Annotated in this window: 16 protein-coding genes; 4 read left to right on the forward strand and 12 right to left on the reverse strand. The window is 73.4% G+C overall.

Going from position 1 to position 16,095, the window contains the following annotated elements; translation table 11 throughout:
* The first annotated feature begins 90 nt into the window (after window positions 1–90).
* Together MTP10_RS34915 and MTP10_RS34920 are read left to right on the forward strand one after the other, a co-directional pair.
* The gene (locus tag MTP10_RS34915; protein WP_310715135.1) at window positions 91–771 is read left to right on the forward strand and encodes a DUF4191 domain-containing protein; all 681 of its coding nucleotides are present in this window, start codon (window positions 91–93) and stop codon (window positions 769–771) included.
* Window positions 772–1,536 carry a methyltransferase domain-containing protein gene (locus MTP10_RS34920; RefSeq protein WP_310715137.1) on the forward strand — a complete coding sequence of 255 codons (765 nt, stop codon included), beginning with the start codon at window positions 772–774 and terminating at the stop codon, window positions 1,534–1,536. It begins immediately after the preceding gene.
* A gap of 93 nt (window positions 1,537–1,629) precedes the next feature.
* On the opposite strand, the gene MTP10_RS34925 is transcribed toward MTP10_RS34920, so the two are convergent.
* The 8 genes from MTP10_RS34925 to MTP10_RS34960 all read right to left on the reverse strand — a co-directional run bounded on the left by MTP10_RS34925 (window position 1,630) and on the right by MTP10_RS34960 (window position 8,143).
* The gene (locus tag MTP10_RS34925) at window positions 1,630–2,841 is read right to left on the reverse strand and encodes an acetyl-CoA C-acetyltransferase (protein ID WP_310715138.1); all 1,212 of its coding nucleotides are present in this window, start codon (window positions 2,839–2,841) and stop codon (window positions 1,630–1,632) included.
* Window positions 2,834–3,718, reverse strand: a complete 885-nt coding sequence (locus tag MTP10_RS34930) for a MaoC family dehydratase N-terminal domain-containing protein (RefSeq protein ID WP_310715140.1) — start codon at window positions 3,716–3,718, stop codon at window positions 2,834–2,836. The genes MTP10_RS34925 and MTP10_RS34930 overlap by 8 nt, the downstream gene beginning before the upstream one ends.
* On the reverse strand, window positions 3,715–4,455 hold the full coding sequence (fabG, locus tag MTP10_RS34935) for a 3-oxoacyl-ACP reductase FabG (RefSeq protein WP_310715143.1): 741 nt from the start codon (window positions 4,453–4,455) through the stop codon (window positions 3,715–3,717). The genes MTP10_RS34930 and fabG overlap by 4 nt, the downstream gene beginning before the upstream one ends.
* Window positions 4,456–4,495: 40 nt before the next feature.
* Entirely contained in the window at window positions 4,496–5,758 is a 1,263-nt protein-coding gene (locus MTP10_RS34940; RefSeq protein WP_310715146.1) for a CoA transferase, read from the reverse strand.
* On the reverse strand, window positions 5,755–5,901 hold the full coding sequence (locus MTP10_RS34945; protein WP_310715147.1) for a hypothetical protein: 147 nt from the start codon (window positions 5,899–5,901) through the stop codon (window positions 5,755–5,757). The genes MTP10_RS34940 and MTP10_RS34945 overlap by 4 nt, the downstream gene beginning before the upstream one ends.
* Before the next feature lie 148 nt (window positions 5,902–6,049).
* Window positions 6,050–6,988 carry a hypothetical protein gene (locus MTP10_RS34950; protein ID WP_310715149.1) on the reverse strand — a complete coding sequence of 313 codons (939 nt, stop codon included), beginning with the start codon at window positions 6,986–6,988 and terminating at the stop codon, window positions 6,050–6,052.
* Window positions 6,985–7,620: a helix-turn-helix domain-containing protein gene (locus MTP10_RS34955; protein WP_310715250.1), complete on the reverse strand. Its 636-nt coding sequence runs from the start codon at window positions 7,618–7,620 to the stop codon at window positions 6,985–6,987. Before MTP10_RS34955 ends, MTP10_RS34950 begins: the two co-directional genes overlap by 4 nt.
* A 61-nt stretch (window positions 7,621–7,681) precedes the next feature.
* The gene (locus tag MTP10_RS34960; protein ID WP_310715150.1) at window positions 7,682–8,143 is read right to left on the reverse strand and encodes an RDD family protein; all 462 of its coding nucleotides are present in this window, start codon (window positions 8,141–8,143) and stop codon (window positions 7,682–7,684) included.
* A 163-nt stretch (window positions 8,144–8,306) separates the two neighbouring features.
* Here MTP10_RS34960 and glnA point away from each other — a divergent pair, with 163 nt between their 5' ends.
* Window positions 8,307–9,731 (forward strand): type I glutamate--ammonia ligase, encoded by a 1,425-nt coding sequence (gene glnA / locus MTP10_RS34965; RefSeq protein WP_310715152.1) that lies wholly within the window; start codon window positions 8,307–8,309, stop codon window positions 9,729–9,731.
* Between the two features lie 61 nt (window positions 9,732–9,792).
* Here glnA and MTP10_RS34970 read toward each other — a convergent pair whose 3' ends face one another.
* From MTP10_RS34970 to MTP10_RS34980, 3 genes are all read right to left on the reverse strand, one after another.
* Complete coding sequence (locus MTP10_RS34970) at window positions 9,793–10,413, reverse strand: hypothetical protein (RefSeq protein WP_310715154.1); 621 nt, start codon at window positions 10,411–10,413, stop codon at window positions 9,793–9,795.
* 46 nt (window positions 10,414–10,459) lie between these two features.
* Window positions 10,460–11,503 carry a hypothetical protein gene (locus MTP10_RS34975; RefSeq protein ID WP_310715156.1) on the reverse strand — a complete coding sequence of 348 codons (1,044 nt, stop codon included), beginning with the start codon at window positions 11,501–11,503 and terminating at the stop codon, window positions 10,460–10,462.
* Window positions 11,504–11,568: 65 nt separating this feature from the next.
* Window positions 11,569–14,556 (reverse strand): bifunctional [glutamine synthetase] adenylyltransferase/[glutamine synthetase]-adenylyl-L-tyrosine phosphorylase, encoded by a 2,988-nt coding sequence (locus MTP10_RS34980; RefSeq protein WP_310715158.1) that lies wholly within the window; start codon window positions 14,554–14,556, stop codon window positions 11,569–11,571.
* Window positions 14,557–14,655: 99 nt separating this feature from the next.
* Here MTP10_RS34980 and MTP10_RS34985 point away from each other — a divergent pair, with 99 nt between their 5' ends.
* The gene (locus MTP10_RS34985; protein WP_310715161.1) at window positions 14,656–15,321 is read left to right on the forward strand and encodes an HXXEE domain-containing protein; all 666 of its coding nucleotides are present in this window, start codon (window positions 14,656–14,658) and stop codon (window positions 15,319–15,321) included.
* Window positions 15,322–15,378: 57 nt separating this feature from the next.
* Here MTP10_RS34985 and MTP10_RS34990 read toward each other — a convergent pair whose 3' ends face one another.
* Window positions 15,379–16,053, reverse strand: a complete 675-nt coding sequence (locus MTP10_RS34990; RefSeq protein ID WP_310715163.1) for a type 1 glutamine amidotransferase — start codon at window positions 16,051–16,053, stop codon at window positions 15,379–15,381.
* Window positions 16,054–16,095: the final 42 nt, after the last annotated feature.

Raw genomic sequence — 16,095 nt, forward strand, 5'->3', positions numbered from 1 at the left:
GGCGCCTCCCGGTGGGGGGCGCCGCGCCGTGTCCTGGCCGGTAAGGTCACGTTTTCCTTTCAGGACCGGTTGGTTTGTATCCTTGCGAACATGGCGAAGTCCGTGGACCCAGAGAAGCCGGGGCGCATCAAGCAGCTCCGCATGATCGCGCAGGTCATCCAGCAGGCCAACCCCAAGGGGTTGCCCATCGTGTTCCTGTCGGCGATCGGCACGCTCGCTGTGGTCGTCGTGATCGGCATGGTCACGGGCTTCCTGTGGTATTCGGTGTTCCTCGGCGTGATGCTGGGGCTCACCGTGGGCCTGGTCGTGTTCGGCCAGCTCGCCCAGCGCGCCCAGTACTCGATCCTGCACGGCCAGACCGGCGCGGGCGCGGCGGTGCTGCAGGGCATGCGCGGCGCCTGGCAGGTCACCCCGGCCATCGCGGTCAACCGCGACCAGGACCTCGTGCACATGGTGGTCGGCTACCCGGGCGTGGTGCTGGTGTCGGAGGGCCCGGGCAACCGGGTGGCGCGGATGCTGGCCGCCGAGAAGAAGCGGGTCGCCCGGGTGGTGCTGGGCATCGAGATCTACGACATCCAGTGCGGTGACGGCGAGGGCCAGGTGCCGCTGTCGAAGCTGCAGCGCCACATCATGAAGCTGCCGCGCAACCTGAAGAAGCCCGCGGTTAACGAGGTCAAGGACCGCCTGCGGTCGCTGCCGAAGAACATGCCGATGCCCAAGGGCCCGATGCCCAAGGGCTCGCGGATGCCGCGCGGCCCCAAGATGCGCTAGATGCCGTCCTCTTCGTCGCGGGCCAACCGCGGCTGGTGGGACGGCAACGCCGACGACTACCAGGTCGAGCACGGCGACTTCCTGCGTGACACCGGGTTCGTCTGGTGCCCGGAGGGGGTCGACGAGGCCGAGGCGGGCCTGCTGGGCGACGTGCGCGGGCGGCGGGTGCTGGAGATCGGCTGCGGCGCGGCCCAGTGCGCGCGCTGGCTGGTGACCCAGGGCGCCGAGGTGGCCGCGTTCGACCTGTCGCACCGCCAGCTCCGCCATGCCCGGCGCATCGACATGGAGACCGGCGTGCGGGTGCCGGTGGTGCAGGCGGACGCCGAGGCGCTGCCGTTCGCCGCCGGGTCGTTCGATCTGGCGTGCTCGGCCTTCGGCGCGCTGCCGTTCGTGGCCGACCCGGCGGCGGTGTTCCGGGAGGTGCGCCGGGTGCTGCGGCCCGGCGGGCGGTTGGTGTTCTCGGTGAGCCATCCGATCCGGTGGGCCTTCCCCGACGATCCGGGGCCGGGCGGGCTGACGTCCGACCGGTCGTACTTCGACCGCACGCCGTACGTGGAGAGCGACGAGGACGGCGTGCCCACGTACGTCGAGCACCATCGCACCATGGGCGACTGGGTGGGCCTGGTCGTGGCCTCCGGGCTGAGCGTGACCGGGCTGCTGGAGCCGGAGTGGCCGGCGGGTCACGAGCGGGTGTGGGGCGGCTGGAGCCCGCTGCGCGGCCGGCACATCCCGGGCACCGCGATCTTCACCGCCGAACGCCCCTGACGCCACGGGCGGTGCGCGGCCGGGGACCCCGGCCGGCCGCCGCACGCAGCCTCCCGGCCGGGTCATGGTCCGGCTACGGACCCACCTGCGCGGTCATGGCGTCACCCGCTCGAAGACGGCGGCCAGCCCCTGCCCTCCGCCGATGCACATGGTCTCCAGGCCGTAGCGGGCCTGGCGCCGGTGCAGTTCGCGGGACAGCGTCGCGAGCATCCGCGCGCCGGTGGCCCCCACCGGGTGACCGAGCGAGATGCCGGAGCCGTGGACGTTCGTGCGTTCCAGGTCCTTCTCGCCGAACTTCCACTCCCTCATGACGGCCAGCGCCTGGGCCGCGAACGCCTCGTTCAGCTCGATGAGGTCCATGTCGGTCAGGGACAGGCCGGCGCGGCCGAGGGCGGCCGCGGTGGCGGGGACCGGCCCGATGCCCATGGTCTTCGGCTCGACTCCCGCCACGGCCCAGGACACGAGGCGGACCAGGGGACGCAGCCCGAGCCGCTCGGCGCGCTCGGGGGTGGTGACCAGGCACAGGGCGGCCGCGTCGTTCTGCCCGCTGGCGTTGCCGGCCGTGACGGTGGCCTCCGGGTCGGAGCCGAGCATGATCGGCCTGAGCCTGCCCAGCGACTCCAGCGAGGTGTCGGCGCGCGGGTGCTCGTCGGTGTCGATCACCGTCTCACCGCCCTTGACCTTCACCGCGGCCGGGACGATCTCCTCGGCCAGGATCCCGTCCGCCTGGGCCCGGACCGCCCGCTGGTGGGACAGGAGGGCCAGCTCATCCTGCTCCTGCCGGGGGATCGCGTACGCGCGGCGCAGGTTCTCGGCGGTCTCCAGCATGCCGCCGGGCACGGGGTGGTTCCTGCCGCCGGCGGTCTGCCGGGCGCGTACGAGGGTGTCGTGGACGGCCACGCCGTTCCTGGCGCCCCACCGCATGTCGAGCGAGTAGAACGCGGCGTTGCTCATGCTCTCGGTGCCGCCCGCGACGACGACCTCGTGCGCCCCGGTCTGCACCTGCAGGGCGGCGTAGATCACGGCTTGCAGGCCGGAGCCGCACCGGCGGTCGAGGTGCAGGCCGGGGACGGTGGCGGGCAGGCCGGCGTCCAGGGCGACGACCCGGCCGATCGCCGGCGCCTCGCCGCTGGCGTTGCAGTGGCCGAGGATGACGTCCTCGATCACCTCCGGCGCGACGCCGGTGCGGTCGAGGAGGCCCTTGAGTGCGGTCACCCCGAGGTCGGCCGCCGTCAGGCTCCTGAACATCCCGCCGTAGCGGCCGATCGGGGTGCGGACGGGCTCGCAGATGACGGCTTCACGCATGGCCGGCGCCTTCCTGGAACTCGATCGTCAACGTGGTACGGGGCTCGCCGGGATCGCGGCCGGACACGCCCAGGGTGAGCGGGGCGTCCCCGATCCGGAGCAGCCGCGCGGTCTGGCCGCAGAAGAGCGGCCCGCGGTTCCTGTGCCGCATGCGGAGGACCGGGGCGTGCTGCCCTTCGAGGCGCAGGACCTCCGCGAGGGCGAGCGTCATCAGGGGTCCGTGCACCACCAGGCCGGGGTAGCCCTCGATCCGGGTGGCGTACGGCCAGTCGTAGTGGATCCGGTGCGGGTTCGACGTCGCCGCGCTGAACCGCATCAGCAGGGCCGGGTCGGTGGCGAGGTCCCAGGCCCACTCCCCCGCCCGGGTGAGGGGGGCGCCGGCGGGGGCCAGGCCGGCCGCCGGCTCGGCCGGGACCTCGGAGGCGGCGACGGCTCCCGCGTCCCGGTAGACGATGTCCTGCCGCTCCTCGATCGCCAGGCGGTCGTCCTCGTCGTACAGCCTGGTGGCGACGGCCGCGACGACCAGCTTCCCCGAGCGGCCGGACTTCTCGGTGACCGACTCCACGCGCGCCTCGCGCCGGACCGTGCCGCCCACCGTGAGCGGGCTGTGGAAGACGACCTCGCCGCCGGCGAACATCCGGCGCGGCAGCTCGACCGGAGGCAGGAACGTCCCGCGCGCCGGATGGCCGTCGGTCCCGAGCGTGGAGGAGGCGGGCCAGCGCGCCAGGGCGAGCCAGTGCCACAGCGGCGGCAGCGGGTCACCCGGGCCGGGCGCGGGCGTGCCGTCGTCGAACAGCGCGGACAGCGCCGCGACCGGATGCGGGTCGACCGTCTCGGTGGTGGTGAGGGTGTGCGGTTCCCAGCCCGTCGGCGTCACATGAGCCTTCCGCCGGTCACTTCCAGCACCGTGCCGGTCATGTACGAGGACAGGTCGGAGGCCAGGAACAGCGCGACGGTGGCGACCTCGCCCACCTCGCCCGCGCGCCCCATCGGTATCTCGGCCATCTTCTGGTCCCACGCCTTCCGCGGCATGGCCTCGGTCATGGCCGAACGGATCAGGCCCGGCTGGATGACGTTGACCCGCACGCCGTGGTGCGCCAGCTCCTTGGCGGCGGCCTTGGACAGGCCGACGATGCCGGCCTTGGCGGCGGAGTAGTTGGTCTGGCCGACCATGCCGACCTTGCCCGACAGCGAGGAGATGTTCACGATGGCGCCGCTCCTCCGCTCCCGCATGATGGCCGCCGCCTTGCGCGTGCCGTTCCAGGTGCCCTTGAGGTGGACGTCCACGACCTGGTCGAACTGGTCCTCGGTCATGGTGCGCATCGTCGCGTCGCGGGTGATCCCGGCGTTGTTCACCATGACGTCCAGCGTGCCGAAGGCGTCCAGGGCGGTCTGGAGCAGGGCGTCCACGTCGGAGGCGTTCGTGACGTCGCACCGCGCCGCCCGGGCCGCCGCGGGGCCGCCCAGCTGCTTGGCCGCGGCCTGGGCGGCGTCGAGGTTGAGGTCGCCGAGGACCACCCTGGCCCCCTCCTTGACGAAGACCTCGGCGATGGCCAGGCCGATGCCCTGCGCGCCGCCGGTGATGACCGCCGTTTTGCGGTCGAGTAGCGTCATGACTCTCTCACCCGATTCTGTCGCGTGCGATCGACTGGCGTCATCCGGTGTGCCGCCCGGTGTCGCGCGTCCGGATGACGCCCTTGTCCGCCAGGGCCGCGAGGTCCGCCGCCGCCAGCCCCAGCTCGGCCCGCAGCACCTCGCCCGTGTGACGGCCCACCGGCGGCGCCGGCTCCGGCGGAGCCTGCTCCGCGTTCATCACCAGCGGTGATCCCGGCGCCAGGTGCGTGCCGACGCCGGGCTGCGTGAGCGGCGCCATCAGCGGGCTCTCCCGCAGCGGGCGCGCGTCGCCGGCGGCGAGGTCGGCGAAGCTGCGGTACGCCGACCACAGCACGCGGGTGGCGCGCAGGGCCGTCTCCGCCTCGGCCAGGGTACGGGTCTCGAACCAGCCCGCGAGCAGCTCGCCGAGCACCTTGCGGTGCCGGTGGCGTTCCGCCTCCTGGCCGAGGTCCGCCCCGAGCGCCGAGGCCAGCGCGGCGACCACCTCGGTGAGGCCGGTCGCGGCCAGGAGGTCCCGCCAGTGCCGCGCGGTGAGCGCCACGATCATCAGCCGCCCGCCGTCGGCGGTGGCGAAGTCACGGCCGAAGGTGCCGTACACGTGGTTGCCGTCGCGTTCCCGTGGTGTGCCGCCGAGCTGCGCCTCGGCGAGGTAGCCGAGGTTGCCGGCGGTCGCCAGGGCGACGTCCTCCAGCGCGACCCGGACCTGCTGCCCCTCGCCCGTCAGCAGCCGGTGCCGCTCGGCCGCGAGCAGTCCGACCGCCAGGTAGAGCCCGGCGGCGACGTCCCAGGCGGGCACGACGCCGTTCACCGGCCCCGCCGTGCCCTCCGGGCCGGTCAGCAGGGGGAAGCCGGTCGCCGCCTGGACGGTGTAGTCCACCGCGGCCCCGCCGTCCCGGCGGCCGGTGAGCAGCACGTGGATCACGTCGGGGCGGCGCTCGCTCAACGCCTCGAAGGTGAGCTCCGGGTGCCGCGCGGAGTTCGTGATCACGATTCCCCCGCGGTCTCCCCCGCTGACGATCAGGGCGGCGACGAGCTCGCGTCCCTCCTCGCGGGACAGGTCCACCTCGACGGCGCGTTTGCCCTTGTTGAGGCCCGACCAGTACAGGCTCGTCCCGCTCGGGGCCAGCGGCCAGCGGGTACGGTCGGCGGCGCCGCCGACCGGCTCCACCCGGATCACGTCGGCGCCGAGCTGGGCCAGCGTCATCCCGCCCAGCGGGCCGGCCACGTAGCCGGAGATCTCGACGACCCGCATGCCGAGCAGCGGCCGGGAGCGCCGCCCGGCGGGCGCGGCCCGCTCCGTCACCGCCCCGCCGCCTTGAGCGGCTGTTCGCGGATGGCCTCGGGAGGCTCGCCGGTTCGCTCGATGACGTCCCCGGCGGGCACGACCTCCTCGCGCACGAGGGTGCGGACGGCGGCGAGCACCGCCTGGAAGGCTTCGGTCTCCACTGGCTGTCTCCTGACGCGGTCGTGGGCGGGTGTCCCCGGGACGAGACCGCGGCAGGCGGATCGTCCCGAGCGGCCCGCGCGGCCCGACCTGGAGGATCTTGCCCAGCGAGGGGCCGGCGAAGCGCGGCGCGGGCGGACCTGGCGGCGCTCAGCCCCCGGCGTAGCGGGCGGCCATGGCGTGGAAGACCTTCTTGGGCTCCCAGCGCGCCTCGTCGAGCAGCCGGATCACGCCGTAGGAGCCGATGTCGTCCGCCCCGGTGCGGTTGTAGGCGGCGAAGGTGAACCACAGCGCCGTCTCCACGCCCTCCTCCTCGAACACGTCGAGCAGCCCGGTGAGGTAGCGCACCTGCTCGTCCTCGTCCGGCACGGCCCCGTCGGGCACCAGCCAGGCCGTGCCGCCGCGCTCGCCCGCGCCCTGGTAGGCGCAGGTGCCGAACTCGGTGACCGCGACCGGCTTGCCGTGCCGGAGGTGCGCGCGCAGCTCCTCGCGGAAGTTGGCGGCGTTGTACGCGGCCCGGTAGGCGTCCACGCTCACCAGGTCGAACGGGCTCCAGTCGATGTACTCCCACGGCCCGGCCGCGTAGGTGACCCGGCCGCCGAACAGGGGCCGGACCGTGGCGGCCGCCTCGGCGAGGAAGACGTTGAAGCGGGTCATGACCTCGCCGAGCGACTGCCACCACGCCAGGTCGCCGTCCATCATGAGTTGCAGCCGCTCGCGGTAGGTGTCACCGGGTATGAAGCCGGGCCCGAAGGCGCTGGTCTCGCAGCCGGTGACGAGGACCACCTCGGCGCCGTCGCGCCGTAACGTCTCGGCCCGGGCGGCGCAGTCGGCGTACAGGGCGAGCGTCTCCTCGCGCGGCTGGTCCACCGGGAAGGGCGCGAGCCACACCTCCAGGCCGGCCGCGGCGGCCTCCTCGGCGGCGACGCCGAGGCGCTCCGGGTCGCCGCCGGAGACGCGCACCGCCCGGCAGTGCAGGTCTTCGGCGATGACCCGCATCTCGCGGCGGGCGCTCTCGCGGTCGAACGCCCGGCGGGACCGCTCGGGCCCGTTGAGGAAGCCGGTGTCGTAGTTGATGCCCTTTTTCATGATCCATCCTTGTCGTCGACGTGACCATGGCCGCGTTCCAGCAGGTCGAAGGCGAGCTCCACGTCCTCGGCCAGGCGCCGGCCCGCCTCCGCGAGGGGCGTCCCGCAGGACAGGCGGAAGAAGAACGTCTCCTGGAGGGCGGTGACCGTGGCGGTGATCTGGGCCGCCATGACGCGGGCCACCAGGTCGACCTCCCCTTCCGGAACGGGGCTCGCGGCGCTCGTGGCCAGGGCGGCGGCGAGCTCCTCGCGCTCCTCCGCGTACGCCTGCTGGAGGCCCGCCAGCAGCGCCGGGCTGGAGGAGATGACCCGCACGCGCGCCATGAGCGCCTCCACATCCACCTCGGCGGGGCCGGCGGCCAGCCCCCGGTAGTGGGCGCGCAGCGCGGCCAGCGGCGTCACCCCCGGCGCCCGTTCGGCCACGACCCGCGCCATGTCGTCCTTGACGCCCTCCAGGGCCAGGGACTCCTTGCTCGGGAAGTAGCTGAACAGCGTCACCTTGGCGATCCCGGCCGCCTCGGCGACCTCGTTGACGGTGACCGCGTCGTAGCCCCGCTCGGCGAACAGGCGCAGCGCGACCTCGGCGATGCGCCGCCGCGTCTGCTCCTTCTTGCGCTCCCTCAGTCCTGCCATCACACAGAAAAGCGTACCCGGTTCAGAACCGAACCGGGTACGCCTTTTCCGGGATCGTGTGTCACATGCGGACGACGACGGTGTGGGACACGCGGTCGTGCACCCCGCGGTGGTCGCGGTCGAAGATCAGCGCGGGCACGGCCAGGGCGAGCAGCAAGGTGCGCGTCAGCGTGGGCACCAGCCGCGGGTCGCCGCCGTCCATGGCCGCCACCCGGATGCCGGCCAGCCGGTGGCCGAACGTCTGCCCCATGAACGCCACCAGCACGAGGTACTGCACGGCGAACACGACGGCGGGCACCCAGGGCGACTCGGCGGGGTCGATCCGCAGGAGGAGCTGGGTGATGGCCCAGGTGCAGATCAGCCAGTCGATGACCAGGGCGGTGATGCGCCGGCCCCATCCGGCGACCGAGCCGCTGCCCTCCTCGGGCAGGCCCAGCCGCTCGCCCGGATAGCCGAGATCGACGCCCGCCGCCCGCACTCCGCCCAGCCAGGTCTGTGTCCAGCGGGGCTCATTGCCGCTCATGTCCACCACGGTATCCGGCGGGTGGCCCGGTCGCTCACACGGAGTGGCGTAGGCGCTCCGCGCCCCTCCTCCGCTTAACATATGCGAAACAATCGGGACACCGAGCGGAAACGGCCGCGACCTAGCGTCGGCCTGATAGCCAGGTCCCCAGGGAGGTTCGAGAGTGTTCAACTCCGCCGACGACGTCCTGAAGTTCATCAGCGACGAAGGGGTGCAGTTCGTCGATGTCAGGTTCACCGACCTGCCGGGGACGACGCACCACTTCACCTTCCCGGTAGAGAACTTCAGCGCGAGCGTCTTCACCGACGGGCTCATGTTCGACGGCTCGTCCATCCGCGGCTTCCAGGCCATCCACGAGTCGGACATGCTGCTGCTGCCCGACCCGTCCAGCGCCGTGCTCGACCCGTTCCGCCAGCACAAGACGCTGAACCTCAACTTCTTCGTGCACGACCCGCTGACCGGCGAGGCCTACAGCCGCGACCCGCGCAACGTCGCCCGCAAGGCCGAGGAATACCTCAAGGGCACCGGCATCGCCGACACGGTCTACTTCGGCCCCGAGGCGGAGTTCTACATCTTCGACGACGTCCGCTTCGAGACGAAGCAGAACGCCGGCTACTACTACATCGACTCCATCGAGGGCGCCTGGAACACCGGCAAGGCCACCGAGGGCGGCAACCTCGGCTACAAGCCGCGCTACAAGGGCGGCTACTTCCCGGTCCCGCCGATGGACCACTTCACCGACCTGCGCTCCGAGATGGTCCGCAACCTCATCGAGTGCGGCATCGACGTCGAGATGCAGCACCACGAGGTGGGCACCGCCGGCCAGGCCGAGATCGACTTCAAGTTCGGCACGCTGCTCAAGACGGCCGACAACCTGATGCTCTACAAGTACATCATCAAGAGCACGGCCCTGGAGTTCGGCCACACGGTCACGTTCATGCCCAAGCCGCTCTACGGTGACAACGGCTCCGGCATGCACTGCCACCAGTCGCTGTGGAAGGACGGCTCGCCGCTGTTCTACGACGAGGTCGGCTACGCCGGCCTGTCCGACACGGCCCGCTACTACATCGGCGGCCTGCTGCGCCACGCGCCGTCGCTGCTGGCCTTCACCAACCCGACGGTCAACTCCTACCACCGCCTGGTGCCCGGCTACGAGGCCCCGGTCAACCTGGTCTACAGCCAGCGCAACCGGTCCGCCTGCGTCCGCATCCCGATCACCGGCTCCAACCCGAAGGCCAAGCGCATCGAGTTCCGGGTGCCCGACCCGTCGTGCAACCCGTACTTCGCGTTCGCCGCCATGCTCATGGCCGGCCTCGACGGCATCCGCAACAAGATCGAGCCGCCGGAGCCGGTCGACAAGGACCTGTACGAGCTCCCGCCGGAGGAGGCCCGCCAGGTGCCCCAGGTGCCGGGCTCCCTGCCCGAGGTGCTCGCGGCCCTGGAGGCCGACCACGACTACCTCCTGGAGGGCGGCGTGTTCACGCCCGACCTCATCGAGACGTGGGTGGCGTACAAGCGGGAGAACGAGGTCGACCCGATCCGCCTGCGCCCGCACCCGCACGAGTTCGAGCTGTACTACGACGTGTGACCGGTGAGCCCGTGGCAAGGTCCTGGACCTTGCCACGGGCTTTTCGCGTCGCGGCGCCTTCCTAGCGGCCCCCGGTGGCGGGGAGGGAGTCCAGTTCGTCCGCTCGGCGGAGGTCCTTGGGGCGGCCCAGCGCACGGCGCATCCGGATCAGGTCCCGGCGGCAGACGTAGTGAACCTCCAGGCCGCCCGGGTCGACCGCGGTGATCGCGCGATCGAGAAGCTCCCGGACCGGGAGGGTCCCCCAGGGCAGCGCCGGAGTGCAGCAGTCGCCACTGGCTCCGGGTGAGGTGAACGGGACTTTGGGGCGGAGAAGGGCGTCCGGGCGAGGTGCCACGAGGGTGCCCGACTCGTCGGTGAGCCGGGCGCCGACGGAGTCGAAGGCGGCCGCCAGGGCCGGGGCGTGGGCCGGCGCGCCGTCCCAGAGCAGGTCCAGATCGCCGGTCAGTTCGGCGGATCCATGCATGATGCCGGCGACCTGCCCGATGACCACAGCCCGGACGCCGTTCCGATGGAAGGCCTCAAGCAGAGGGAAGGGGTCGAACCCCAGCGCGCCGTCCGTGTTGATCGTGCCGAGGACGTCATCGGCGTCCTCGGGGCCCAGGCCGATGGCTGTCCGGTCGCGAGCCAGTTCACGAGTGCGGCGGGCAGCGGTGCGGAGCCGTTCCAGCGGTTCGTCGATCATCTGATCCATGCAACACCGGCTGCGCCCCCGGCGCACGCGGATTCTCCTAGCGGTGGGAGCGGATGCCGGTGAGGCGGCGCAGCACGTCCCACCAGAACGGGGCGCCGAACAGCAACGCCACGTACGTCATGAGGTAGCCCGGCCAGTGGCTGGGCGTGGTGAGCCGGTCCCACCAGGTGCCGCCGTTCCAGTGGACGGCCGGGTCGCCCTCCTCGGGGATCGACAGGCTGACCAGGGCATGGTCGAAGACCTTGACCAGGGCCGGCTGGCTGAGGGTGTCGGTGATGCAGGGCACCGGGTTCGAGCGCTCGCACTGCGCCTTGAGCTCGCCGTACGCGTCGGGACCGGACTCGGCCACGGCCGTCACGGAGGCGCGGAAGGCGTTGTCGCGCAGCAGCGTCTTGGCGTACTCCAGCCCGTCCATGGTGAACACCAGCGTCACCAGCAGCCCGAGCGCGGCCACCACCCACTTGACGTAGCGCCGGTACAGCATCGACAGCCGCTGCATCTCGCCGTCGAACCAGGACTCCACCCCGGCCCGGAACCGCTCCATGTCGCGCTGGGCGCTCTCCCACACGCCCTTGAGGTGGCCGTGGAGCGGGCTGCCCATGGCCTTCAGCTTCTCCAGCAGCCCCTCGACGCCGCCGTCCTCGGCCGCCGCCAGCTCCATCAGCGCGGCGGCGAAGCGGCCCGGCGGCAGGTTGGCGATGCTGGTGCGGCCCTGCTTGGGATGGTCGATCTCGCGGACCCGCTGGTAGAGAAGGTTGATCATGGCGTCCTCGGCCTTGGTCTCCTTCGCGGGCAGCTCGCCGGCCTCGGCCGGCGCGGGCTGGTCGCTGTGCACCGGACGCGGGTCCCGCGTGAACGGCAGCACGGCGAACACCTCCCGCACGCTGGCGGGCAGCCAGCTCCTGCCGTCCTTGTCGCTGCCGTCCATGGTGTCGCGCAGGTACGCCCACAGGAACTTGCTGCGGATGGCGAGCAGGCGGACGAACGCCTCGTTCAGCCCGCTGACGAGCAGCGACAGCAGCAGGAACGACAGCACGAGACCTAAGGCCAGATCCACGTAGATCGACAGCAAAACGATCACCCCGCGCCTTGATACACCCGCTCGGGCGCGGGACGCAACGGCTCACATCTCCGGGGGAAACGGGCTCAGGAGCCGTAGAAGACGCGTTCCACCACCTGGCGGGCACGGCGGGTGACGCGGCGGTAGTCGTCGAGAAAGTCCTCCGAGCCCTCCGGCGGGTAGCCGAGCGTGCGGGCCAGCCGCATCCGCTCGCGGGCGTCGGCCGGGACGCTGTCGCCGGGCCGTCCCTTGACCAGCATGATGGCGTCGCGGATCCGGGAGGCGCACTGCCACGCCTCGGCCAGCACCTCCTCGTCGGCCTCCGTCAGCAGCCCCTCGGCGACGGCCGCGCGCAGCGCCTCCAGGGTGCGGGTGGTGCGCAGGGACGTGGCGGCGCCGGCGTAGCGGAGCTGGAGGAGCTGGGCGACCCACTCGACGTCGGACAGGCCGCCGGGGCCGAGCTTGGTGTGCAGGGCGGGGTCGGCGCCGCGCGGCAGCCGCTCCGCCTCCATCCGGGCCTTCAGGCGCCGGATCTCGCGTACGGCCTCCTCGCGCAGGCCACCGGCCGGGTAGCGCAGCTCGTCGGCCATCGCGGTGAACTCCGCGCCCAGCGCGGCGTCGCCGGCGCAGAAGCGGGCCCGCAGCAGCGCCTGCGCCTCCCACGGCGAGGACCAGCGCGCATAGTAGGCGCGGTAGGAGGCGAGCGTGCGCACCAGCGGCCCCTGCCGGCCCTCGGGCCGCAGGTCCGGGTCGATGGGCAGCGGCGGGTCGGGAGCGGGCAGCCTGAGCAGGCGGCGCAGCTCGTTGGCGATGGCGAAGGCGGCGTCGCCGGCCTCCCGCTCGCCGGCGCCGGGGTGCGGGTCGTGGACGAACATGACGTCGGCGTCGCTCGCGTACGACGACTCCATGCCGCCGAGCCGGCCCATGGCGATGAGGGCGAACCGGGTGGGCGGCTCCGCTCCCCGGTCGGCCCGGACCTTGGCGACGGCCGCGTCGAGGGCGGCCTGGAGCGTCACGTCGTTGAGCGCCGACAGCGCGACGCCGACGTCCTCGATGCCGGCCAGGCCGAACAGGTCGGCGACGGCCGTGCGGAACAGCTCCCTGCGCCGCAGGGCGCGCACGGCGGCGACGGCGCTCGCCGGGTCGGCCGCGTGCCGCGTCACGGCGGCGGACGCCTCGGCCCGCAGCGCCTCGGGGGCGCGCAGCGCGAGGTCCTCGTCCGAGCCGAGCAGCGCCACGGCGTCGGGGGCGTGCATGAGCAGCCCGGTGGCGTAGCGGCTGGCGCCGAGCACGCGGGCCATGCGGGCGGCCACGGCGGTCTCGTCACGCAGCAGCCGGAGGTACCACGGCGTGGTCCCGAGCTTGTCGCTGACCTGCCGGAAGCCGAGCAGCCCCGCGTCGGGGTCGGGCGTGTCGGCGAACCAGCCGAGCATGACCGGCAGCAGGGTGCGCTGGATCGCGGCCCGCCGCGACACCCCCGAGGTGAGCGCGGCGATGTGGCGCAGCGCGCCGTCGGGGTCGACGTAGCCGAGGGCCCGCAGCCGGGCCGAGGCCGCCGCGGTGGACAGCCGGGCCTCGGTGTCGGGCAGCCGGGCCACGGCCTGGAGCAGCGGCCGGTAGAACAGCTTCTCGTGCAGCCGCCGCGCCTCCCGCGCGTGGCGGCGCCAGCGGGCGGTGAACTCCCCCACCGGGTCGGCCTGCATGCCGAGCGCGCGGCCCAGCCGGCGTAGGTCGGCGGAGTCGGTGGGCAGCACGTGGGTGCGGCGCATCCGGTGCAGCTGGAGCAGGTGCTCGACCTGGCGCAGGAACGTGTACGCCTCGGCCAGGCCGCGTGAGTCGTCGCGGCCGACGTAACCGCCCCGGGACAGCGCGGCCAGGGCCGGCAGGGTGGCGCGGCGGCGCAGCAGCGGGTCGAGCCGCCCGTGGACGAGCTGGAGGAGCTGCACGGCGAACTCGATGTCGCGCAGCCCGCCCGGCCCCAGCTTGATCTGCCGCTCCCCCTCCGCGCGCACGTGCTCCTCGACGCGGCGGCGCATGGCCTGGACGTCCTCGACGAAGTGGTCGCGGGTGGCGGCCGACCAGACCAGGTCGTTGACCGCCTCGACGTAGGAGGCGCCGAGCTCCATGTCGCCGGCGACGGGACGGGCCTTGAGCAGCGCCTGGAACTCCCAGGTCTTGGCCCACCGGCCGTAGTAGGCCAGATGGCTGGCCAGGGTGCGCACCAGCGGCCCGTTGCGGCCCTCGGGGCGCAGGCCCGCGTCGACCTCCCACAGCGCCCCCTCGGAGGTGGCCGCCGAGCAGGCGCGCATCATGGTCTGGGCCAGCCGGGTCGCGGCGCGCAGCGCCTTGGTCTCGTCGGCGCCGTCGCGCGGCTCGGCCACGAAGATCACGTCGACGTCGCTGATGTAGTTGAGCTCCCGCGCGCCGGCCTTGCCCATGCCGATCACCGCCAGCCGTACGTCCTCGGCGTCGACCTCCGCGCGGGCGATGGCCAGGGCCGCCTCCAGCGCGGCGCCCGCGAGGTCGGACAGCTCGGCGGTCACCTCGCTGAGCGTGGCCTGGCCGGTCAGGTCGCGCGCGGCCAGGCCCAGGAGCCGGCCACGGTACGCGACGCGCAGCGCGACCAGCGCACCGGGGTCGGCCGGGTCGCCCGGGTGATGGCGGCCGCCTGAGGAAGAGGCGGGCGTGGCCGCGCGGGGCAGCGGGTCGCCCGGGTCGGCGCCGACGGCGCGCAGCAGGTCGGCGCGGGCGTCACCCGGCTCGGTGGAGGCCAGCAGCGCGAGGTGGCCGGGGTGGCGGACCAGGTGGTCGCCCAGGGCGGCGCTCACGCCGAGGACGGCCAGCGCGCGCTCGCGCAGCCGCTCGTCGCCGCGCAGGGCGGCGGCCGCTTCGGGGGCCCGCTCGGCCAGCCGCGTCAGCGACAGCAGCGCGAGGTCGGGGTCCGCGACCTCGACCAGCCCGTCGAGCAGGTCGTCCAGCTCGCCCCCGGCCTGTTCCAGGAGCCGCGCGGCGGTCGCTCCGTCGGCGAACCCGAGCTTGGCGAGCCTGGCGGCGGTGGACTCGATCCTGGGCACCCCTCCATCTTGACAGGCCGGCGCGCGGGCGACATAAAGTGGAACGCAACGTTGCGTTGTGTTTCGGCGTTGTGTGTCGGCTATGGGGAGGACGGACAGATGAGGTCTCATGCGCATGGCGGCGTCGGCAGGGTGACCGCGCCCACCTGGACGGCTCCGGCCCCGGGGGCCGCTGCGGTCTCCGGGCCCGCTTCGGCGGGTGCGGCGGCTTCGGGGGTGGTGCCGGCGGTGGTGACGTGGGGGCTGCTGGCGGCCTGGGCCGTGCACGACGCCGAGGAGCTGGTCACGATGCCCGGCTGGGCCGGGCGGGCCGGCCCCAGGCTCCGGCGGCTCTTCCCGGGCGTCCCGTGGGAACGACTGGACGTGTCACGGGCGCACACGACCGTGGCGATCGGGCTCATGGGCGGGGCCGTGGCGGCGCTGTCGGCCGCGGGGGCGCGCACCGGTGGGCGGAGTCCGGCGTTCCAGGCGGCGCTGACGGCCTTCGGGCTGCACGGCGTCGTCCATCTGGCGCAGGCGGCGGTCCCCCGCGGCTACACGCCCGGCGCGGTGACCGCACCGCTCGTCGTGATCCCGTTCACGCTGTGGGCACGGCGGCGGCTGCGCGAGGCCGGGGTGCCGGCCCCGCCCCGCGGCTCGTCGGCCGTGGGCGCACTGGCCGTACCGCTGCTGCTGGCGGGCGTCCACGCGGCGGCCCACGCCGTCACCCGCCGCCGGGACCGGGGCGGCCGGCCCACCTCACGTCCCCGCGACCGCTGGTACTGAGAACGGGTTCAGGCCGGCACCGAGAACGGGTTCAGGCGCCTCGTTCAGGCCCCTCGTTCAGGCGCCTCTGACGACGGACGCGAACGCCTCCGCCATGGGGCGCCAGACCGACACCAGCTTGTCCTCCGCCGCCCGGACCGCCGCGACCAGCTCCTCCGCCCCCTCCGGCGGCGACGACACGGCCCACGACGCGAAGATGTCAGGCGTGGCCTCCGGGTGGAACTGCACCGCCCAGGCCCTCTCCCCCAGCCGATACGCCTGGTTGGGGTACCGGGAGCCGGTCATGAGCGGCACCGCCCCGTCCGGCAGCCGGGACATCACGTCCTGGTGGTACTGGATCGCGACCGCCGTGCCGATCCCGGCCATCAGCCGGTCCGAGGCGGCCTCCGGCAGCGCGGTCACCTCGCAGAGCCCCACCTCCAGCCCTTCGCCGCCGCGCTCGACGGTCCCGCCGCAGGCCATCGTCATGAGCTGGGCCCCGAGGCAGATGCCGAGAGTGGGAGTGCCGTCGAGGACGGAGCGGCGCAGCAGCTCACGGGTGGCCGGCAGCCAGGGACAGCGCTCGTCCTCCCAGGCGGCGGCCTCGCCGCCGAGCACGACCAGCCCGTCGGCGGCCCGCTCGGGCACCTCCTCGCCCCGGTACGGCCGGACGACGTCGCAGGCCGGGCCGAGCCACCCGGCCAGGTAGCCGAGCCCCGCCTCGGCCTCGTGCTCGATCACGGTGATCCGCATACCGCGTAATTTATCCGGCTTTTTCGCCCAAGGTCTCCTCAT

This window comes from Nonomuraea sp. 3-1Str, from assembly GCF_031570565.1.
In the GTDB taxonomy this organism is placed as follows: Bacteria; Actinomycetota; Actinomycetes; order Streptosporangiales; family Streptosporangiaceae; genus Nonomuraea.

Excerpts from the sequence above, each read along its gene's own strand:
- MTP10_RS34915 (WP_310715135.1), top strand. The coding sequence starts at position 91 with ATGGCGAAGTCCGTGGACCCAGAGAAGCCGGGGCGCATCAAGCAGCTC.
- MTP10_RS34920 (WP_310715137.1), top strand. The coding sequence starts at position 772 with ATGCCGTCCTCTTCGTCGCGGGCCAACCGCGGCTGGTGGGACGGCAAC.
- MTP10_RS34925 (WP_310715138.1), bottom strand. The coding sequence starts at position 2,841 with ATGCGTGAAGCCGTCATCTGCGAGCCCGTCCGCACCCCGATCGGCCGC.
- fabG (WP_310715143.1), bottom strand. The coding sequence starts at position 4,455 with ATGACGCTACTCGACCGCAAAACGGCGGTCATCACCGGCGGCGCGCAG.
- MTP10_RS34950 (WP_310715149.1), bottom strand. The coding sequence starts at position 6,988 with ATGAAAAAGGGCATCAACTACGACACCGGCTTCCTCAACGGGCCCGAG.
- MTP10_RS34955 (WP_310715250.1), bottom strand. The coding sequence starts at position 7,620 with ATGGCAGGACTGAGGGAGCGCAAGAAGGAGCAGACGCGGCGGCGCATC.
- MTP10_RS34960 (WP_310715150.1), bottom strand. The coding sequence starts at position 8,143 with ATGAGCGGCAATGAGCCCCGCTGGACACAGACCTGGCTGGGCGGAGTG.
- MTP10_RS34970 (WP_310715154.1), bottom strand. The coding sequence starts at position 10,413 with ATGATCGACGAACCGCTGGAACGGCTCCGCACCGCTGCCCGCCGCACT.
- MTP10_RS34985 (WP_310715161.1), top strand. The coding sequence starts at position 14,656 with ATGAGGTCTCATGCGCATGGCGGCGTCGGCAGGGTGACCGCGCCCACC.
- MTP10_RS34990 (WP_310715163.1), bottom strand. The coding sequence starts at position 16,053 with ATGCGGATCACCGTGATCGAGCACGAGGCCGAGGCGGGGCTCGGCTAC.